The sequence below is a fragment of the Fulvivirga sp. M361 genome (assembly GCF_007097395.1).
Classification (GTDB): Bacteria; Bacteroidota; Bacteroidia; order Cytophagales; family Cyclobacteriaceae; genus Fulvivirga.
Map to the genome: position 1 here is coordinate 21,942 of NZ_VKDC01000055.1, position 7,416 is coordinate 29,357.

Annotated in this window: 5 protein-coding genes; 3 read left to right on the plus strand and 2 right to left on the minus strand. The window is 38.3% G+C overall.

Annotation, left to right across the window (positions count from 1 at the left end):
• Positions 1-360 precede the first annotated feature (360 nt).
• A complete protein-coding gene (locus tag FNH22_RS30110; protein WP_143402256.1) occupies positions 361-1,239 on the minus strand; it encodes an AraC family transcriptional regulator in 879 nt (292 codons plus the stop codon).
• A gap of 126 nt (positions 1,240-1,365) precedes the next feature.
• Here FNH22_RS30110 and FNH22_RS30115 point away from each other — a divergent pair, with 126 nt between their 5' ends.
• Positions 1,366-2,571 (plus strand): DUF4861 family protein, encoded by a 1,206-nt coding sequence (locus FNH22_RS30115; RefSeq protein ID WP_143402257.1) that lies wholly within the window; start codon positions 1,366-1,368, stop codon positions 2,569-2,571.
• A gap of 7 nt (positions 2,572-2,578) precedes the next feature.
• Positions 2,579-3,265 carry an RraA family protein gene (locus FNH22_RS30120; protein WP_143402258.1) on the plus strand — a complete coding sequence of 229 codons (687 nt, stop codon included), beginning with the start codon at positions 2,579-2,581 and terminating at the stop codon, positions 3,263-3,265.
• Between the two features lie 183 nt (positions 3,266-3,448).
• On the opposite strand, the gene FNH22_RS30125 is transcribed toward FNH22_RS30120, so the two are convergent.
• On the minus strand, positions 3,449-3,559 hold the full coding sequence (locus FNH22_RS30125) for a transposase (protein ID WP_185154501.1): 111 nt from the start codon (positions 3,557-3,559) through the stop codon (positions 3,449-3,451).
• A gap of 1,933 nt (positions 3,560-5,492) precedes the next feature.
• On the opposite strand from FNH22_RS30125, the gene FNH22_RS30130 reads away from it, so the two are divergent.
• The coding region (locus FNH22_RS30130) for a BspA family leucine-rich repeat surface protein (protein WP_143402260.1) at positions 5,493-7,416 on the plus strand (1,924 nt) is incomplete at its 3' end.

Below are 7,416 nucleotides of genomic sequence, written 5' to 3' on the forward strand. Positions count from 1 at the left end.
CGATAGGTCTATTCTTTCTTACTACGGTATAATGTGCTCATTATTATTGCCTTGATTTTCTTCCGCTTGATTCATGTATTCATTCATGTTTCTTTAAACAGAAGCAGAAAACAAGCGTATGAATACTACTTTTTATTTCTGCAATTGGCCGGTAGTACTATTAGCTCTAATTTTTGCCGTTCAAATAAACGTTGGAAAGAAGGCTGCATCTTTACTTTATATAAGCAATCTCACATTTATAAAGCTTTTAGAGTGTACAGATTTTGATGTATTATGTATGAATATTATCGTGGACAGAGTTTTAGGTCAGGTATATGATAATATTTGCATAATTGATGGTGGCAGAGATCTTTTGAAACACTAATAATGTACTATAGCATTGGTTTTGCGATATTGGTTAGGAGATATTCCTTTTACCCTTTTGAATATCTGGGAAAAAGCCGAAGGGTTATTGAACCCGGATTCATAACAGATCTGTGTGATCCCGAGATCACTTTCCAAAAGCATTTTACCCGCAAACTCTACCCGGATGTCATAAAGGAATTCATTGTAACTTTTCTTGACTGTATTTTTGAAATAACGGCAAAATGCGCTTTTTGATAAATTGGCTACTTCGGCAATTTCAGTAAGACTTATGTTTTCTTTAAAATTTAACATAGTATGCTGAATAACCTTGTTCATTCTATCTTTCTCTTTGGGGTTGGAAGATTTATGAAGATCAAAATCGGATAATATATAAATATCTTCGGATTTGGATATTAAACTCAAAATCTGGATCAGTGATGCAATCTGTTCTAATGAGGTTTGATCCAGCATTTTATATAAGATCGTACTGATTACCCTGTTGGTATCTCCTTTAATACGAAGACCTCCTGACGCTTCTTCCAGCACCTTGTTAATAGGATATGCATCCGGAATTCTAAGAAAATCCTCTCCTGCAAAGTCAGGGTAAAACTTTACGACGATTGCCTTTGTCAACAACTTACAATCCTCTTCATAAAACACGTCATCACTCATCCAAACATGCGTGAGTTCTTCGCCTACTAAAACCATATCACCTTTTTTATAAGATTTAATGCTGCTACCAACATATCTTGTTCCATACCCTTCGATGATGTAAGCTAATTCCAGTTCCTTATGATAATGAAGAGGATTGGGAAAATGAGGAGCTTCATAATACCACGCTGAAATGGCGGAACCGGACGGTCGATCAGAAGATAAAAACTTTGGCTTTGGCATTATATGAATTTTAGCAAAAAAAACTTAGATACATAATTTTTTGCAAAAATTCATAAGAATCTGGGCAATATCCAACTATTTTGATATGCTTAATTTTATTCTTTTTGAAGTATAAATCAAATATCTATGAGACATTATCATTTTGTATTACCTGCACTGTTGTATTTTATTACTCAAATGTTCTCATGTGGCCCGGGCGATTCAACCTATACCATCGCCGTATCTAATGGTATCGGTGTTACAAGGCAGGCTGAGACCATTGAAATTCCATTAGAAAGCGTTGTCGATTTTTCTAAAGAACAATACAGGTATTTGGCAATTGAAGATGATAGTGGCCGTAAAATAGCGACTCAGCTTATAGATACTGATCAGGATTCAATAAATGACCTCCTGATCTTTCAGGCTGATTTTGAGGCAAGACAGACTAAAGAATTCAGGTTAACCGGTGGAAAGACTGCTATAACGGAGATAGAACGGCAAAAACGGACCTTTTGCAGGATGGTTCCGGAGAGAATGGATGATTTTGCCTGGGAAAACGATAAGGTGGCTTTTAGAACGTACGGTCCCAGGTGCCAGGAATTATATGAGCAAGGGAATCCGGCAGGGTTGATTTCCAGTGGGATGGATTGTTGGACAAAAAGCGTGGATTATCCCATTATAGATAAATGGTATCGTGAAGATAAAAATGGTAAATCGTATCATGAGGATCATGGAGAAGGTCTTGACGCTTATCATGTAGGTACTACCAGAGGCTGCGGAGGAACTGCTTTGGTACAGGAGAATAGCTATGTGCTGAGCGAAAATTTCATTACCTCGAGAGTACTGGCTAACGGCCCCATCAGAAGCATATTTGAGTTGGAGTACTCACCGGTTCAAATAGGTGAGAATACAGTGACTGAAAGAAAAAGAATAACCCTTGACCTTGGCTCTAACTTGTACTATTGCGAGGTATCTTACATTTCCGGGAAACCGCTGGATTCAGCGGCAGTGGGCATTGCCTTACACCAGAGTAATGGAAAAATAGCTTCAAATATAGAAGAAGGATGGGTAACGTATTGGGAACCTTTTATGGATTCTTATCTGGGCATTGCTGTACTGGCAGGTCCTGAATCGCTGACAAGCCTGTCAGCTAAAGACACACTTCATCAAGACGAAAGCCGTAATAATATATGGGCCCATATGAAGGTCGAAGAAAATAATTTTAGCTATTGGGCGGGTTTTGGATGGCAAAAAAGGGGAGAGTTCGGCTCTTCCCGGGATTGGGAAAGCCATTTGGGAAAAGAAGCTTCAAAAAAGCACAACCCTGTAGAAGTTAAAATTAACAAAGACTAAATTTTCTATGTGGAAGTCAGACGAAGAACTATTTGATATAGCCAGGAATGAGCTTTTTATTGCTTTAGTGGGAGATATTTTAGACCAGTTGGGATATCAGCATCAATTTCTGGCACCTCGCATTAAGCCTGTACGGAAAGACATGGTCGTTGTTGGTAGAGCAATGACGGTGTTGGAAGCAGATGTATTCAGCGAGTCTACGGCCGGGAGTAATAATGCTCTTATGGAGAAACCTTTTGGTCTTATGTTTGAAGCTTTAGATAGTTTAAAGGCCAATGAAGTATATATCTGTACCGGAGCTTCCTCTCCTTATGCGCTGTGGGGTGGCTTAATGAGTACGCGTGCGATAAAGTTAAAAGCGGCAGGTGCCGTAGTAAATGGTTACTCCAGGGATACGAACGAACTGGAAAAACTAAATTTTCCAACTTTTTCTGCCGGTACTTATGCCCAGGACCAGGGGCCAAGGGGTAAGGTGATAGATTATGGTATTGCCATCGAAATAGATGCCATCAGAATAAACCCTGGTGATATTGTGTATGGTGACCGGGACGGAGTGCTCATCATTCCCAGAGAAATTGAAAAGGAAGCTTTTGAAGGTGCCATAGAGAAGGCAAGAGGAGAACAGCTGGTAAAGAGAGCGTTAGAGGGGGGGATGAGTACGGTAGAAGCTTTTAAAAAGTTTGGTATTATGTAGGCTTCTGCTAGCTTCTAAATAGTTTTGTGTATTTGGTATTAAGCAACAACTGTAAGGTACATACTTTTCAGATTCGAGCCCGGTCAAGTTATCACTACGCGCAATGAAGATATCTTCCGGTCCCCGAGCTTTTACATAGGTAAAGAGGTTCATCCAGAAGGCTGCACTCTAGGTTTCATGCAGCTACATGCCTAATACCTCTTTATAGCCTTGATTTTTCAGGCCGATCATCAGATAGATGGTTTTATTGATCACTTTGTCGTCTTGACGGACTTTAAACGATATTCCATCCATACAATAAAGTTTCAAGCGCATTTCTGCAGGTAGTCAATCACATTGTATTTTTTCCAAAAAGTGTTTCTTATTATGGCCTTTTAAATGGGAAAGATTTTAGGCTTTTGGGAAAGGCGACCAATGAAAGCCCACTTAGTCCTGATTTCAAAATCAATGATATTCAATATTTTAACTCAGAATTCAATCCCGCCAAAATCAAATACCTGAAAGTACTCACCGACAGCATGGAAACCCAGCCCGTATGGTACCATGGTACCATACGGGCTGGGTAGTTGGATATTTGTGGAGGAGATTATCGTGGAATGATTTGATAGTAAAACTCAAAATTTAGATCTCTCGTTTTCAACGTATAACAATTCGGAATATCTTCTTTTTCTAATGTTGTTCATGATATCGGATATTAGCAATACAGTTGGATATTTTCAGGAAACCAAAAGTGAAAGCCTTATTCAAAAGTGGTGAGGATGACCGGTTGATACAAGTCGAAGAATCTTAACATTTGCCACTCCAGGTGGTATTAAAAGAAAAAGTATAACATACGACGGGAAAACATAAGTGAAGTAATTACAGCACGCATCAGCGATGGTATTGACTATGCTTCTGAATTTTTAATTGCATACAGTTATGATGAGGTGAAGAATCTCCGGTATGGCATACTAACCCACCAACTGGGGCTCGAGCCGATATATATTGAAGTAGACAATAGACTTTCTCCTACAATAGATCTTCATATATTTAATAATTTTCCCTTCGCATGGATGAGTCATAATAACCTGACCAATGCCGCACAAAGCCCTGGCTTTCCAGCAATGATTATATTATAAATGATAGTTTTTATCAGGCTTTGTGATGCTGCAAATAGCAGCAACTTCACGCTGAAGATCTTTATTTGGCAACGTCATTGAGTGGCTACTCAGAATTAAAAGGAGGTATTTTTAGGTAATGTGCCTTTCAAGGTCAGAAATATCTCAACTACAAAGAATATTTGATGTTTAAAGATATTTCTTGTACCTGTTCAATAGAAGATTTTGAAAATATTAGCCGGAATTTGTAAAACAAATTTTGCCTTTTATGTGAATTATGCAATAAAAATTCGGTTTTAATGAAAGAACCAAATATTATTACCTGCACGTAGGGTTTGGCAGAATTTTTGAAATTATTTATCCATTTTAAAAGAAACACCCTCATAAATAACATCTGGGAATGGAACTTGACGGTTACATATTGTTACCAGGAAGTGATTAATATATAATATTAGAGGGGAATAATTTTTTAAATATTGTGATAATGACTCTTTAATTATAGTTGACTATTGATGTCAAATTGTATGATTTTTTCAAAATTACAAATGGATCATACGGCGTTTTAAGACAGCTAAATACTTTTTAATGATAAGCTGACGTAAAACCATAAGACTTTTTTAGTGTAAACATGCAATTTAAAATATGTGATTAATAGAAATATTAAATCAAATCTTAAATTAAAATAATTTCTATTAATATAACCAGTCATTTTAATATCAAATTGTGTGATTTTTTCAGAGTTACAAATGGATCATACGACGTTTTAAGACAGCTAAAAACTTTTTTAATAATTAAGCTGACGTAAAATGACGTAGGCCATAAGATTTTTTTAGTGTAAACATGCAATTTAAAATATGAGATTAATGGATTTGTTCAATTAAATCCTGAATTGTAATAGTTTCCATTAATATAACTAGTCATTTTGATATTGAGTTGTATCATTTTTTAAAAATCACAAACGGATCATACGACGTTTTAAGACAGCCAAAAATATTTTTTAATAATTAAGCTGACATAAAACGAAGCAGAACCAGGAGATATTTTTATGTAAACATACGGTTTAAATAATGGGGCTATCAGGATGCTATTTAGGTTTTATATTCTGATTTTCTTTAAAATATATTTGGCATATGAGTGATTTCTACCAAAAAATTATAATATTCTTCTTAGTCTTTCTGCCTGCCATTGCGGTTCATGGACAAGGTTTCGTCACCACCTGGCAAACCACTACACCTAATGAACAAATTACAATACCAATAACCGGATTTGGTTTCAATTACACAGTAGATTGGGGGGATGGTAGTATAGATACCAATGTAACGGATAATATCTCGCATACTTATGCGTCAGCGGGCAATCATACGGTAACAATTACCGGTGATTTCCCACGTATCCATTTTGATGATGTAGCCGTTGATAAGGACAAGATTCTCGAGATAAATCAATGGGGGGCTATTGCATGGACCAGCATGGAAGGGGCATTCCATGGTTGTACCAACCTGACTGTACCGGCAACCGATGCGCCCGATCTGAGTGGGGTAGTTTCTATGATCAGTATGTTTGAAAAATGTGAGGCTTTTAATGAACCGGTAAATCACTGGGATGTAAGTAACATTGCTGACATGACCGGCTTGTTTAGGAGCGCCTCGTCATTTAATCAGCCATTGGATAACTGGGATGTAGGAAACGTCATATTGATGGATTGGATGTTTCATGAAGCCGGATCTTTTAACCAGGATATAGGGGGCTGGAATGTGGGGAGCGTGACGAATATGCAAGACATGTTTCATGAAGCCGGATCTTTTAACCAGGATATAGGGGGCTGGAATGTGGGGAACGTGACGAATATGCAACACATGTTTCATGAAGCCGGATCTTTTAACCAGGATATAGGGGGCTGGAATGTGGGAAATGTGACAGAAATGGGATCCATGTTTCAGAATGCGACAATTTTCAATCAGAACCTTGAAGCCTGGGATGTGAGTAATGTAGTTGCAATGGATGCAATGTTTGCCTTTGCCCGATCTTTTAATCAACCATTGAATGGGTGGAATGTGAGCAATGTTACTGATATGGGAGGTATGTTTTCCAATACCCGAGATTTCAACCAGGATATTGGAGCCTGGAATGTGAGCAATGTTACTGTTATGGGAGGTATGTTTGCCGTTGCCGAATCTTTCAACCAGGATATTGGAGCCTGGAATGTGGGCAATGTTACTGATATGGGAGGTATGTTTACCAATGCCCGAGATTTCAACCAGGATATTGGAGCCTGGAATGTGAGCAGTGTTACTGATATGGGAGGTATGTTTACCAATGCCCGAGATTTCAACCAGGATATTGAAGCCTGGAATGTGAGCAATGTTACAAATATGAGGAGTATGTTTTCGAACGCCTCAGGTTTTAATCAACCACTGAATGCATGGGACGTTAGCCTTGTCACAAATATGGATAACATGTTTGAAGATGCCAGTTCATTTAATCAGTATTTAGGCAGTTGGACATCCAATGCTATAAATAGGAATAACATGTTCATCAACAGTGGTATGGATTGTAATAAATATTCGGCTACCCTCATCGGCTGGGAAACCAACACTAGTGCAAATAATGTAATACTGGATGCAGATGGTCTTCAATATGGTACCAATGTAGCTGATGTTGTTAATGAATTAGTGAACAATCGCAGTTGGACAATCAATGGACATACCCCATCAGCCGGTGAGTGTAGACTTTTTGAAATTGATGCCATCGCTAATGCCAATGTCAATGAAAATTCGGTCTATACTTCGGTGACCCCTAACCTTAGTGGTGATACGCCAATAGGCAATGTGACCTATACCATCAGCGGCGGGGCAGATGCGGCAGACTTTACGATCAACGGCACTACCGGTGTGGTCAGCATGGTAGGCAGAGACTTTGAAAGCCCTGCGGATGCCAATACTGACAATGTATATGAAATTGAAATCACGGCTACCGATAATGATAACAACTCGGATACGGAAACCTGGACGGTAACCGTAACCGACCAGATAGAAGTCGCCAACTTTACCATTG

What these genes read in the sequence shown, in the direction of transcription:
- FNH22_RS30110 (WP_143402256.1), bottom strand. Translation starts at nt 1,239, where the DNA reads ATGCCAAAGCCAAAGTTTTTATCTTCTGATCGACCGTCCGGTTCCGCC.
- FNH22_RS30115 (WP_143402257.1), top strand. Translation starts at nt 1,366, where the DNA reads ATGAGACATTATCATTTTGTATTACCTGCACTGTTGTATTTTATTACT.
- FNH22_RS30120 (WP_143402258.1), top strand. Translation starts at nt 2,579, where the DNA reads ATGTGGAAGTCAGACGAAGAACTATTTGATATAGCCAGGAATGAGCTT.
- FNH22_RS30125 (WP_185154501.1), bottom strand. Translation starts at nt 3,559, where the DNA reads ATGGATGGAATATCGTTTAAAGTCCGTCAAGACGACAAAGTGATCAAT.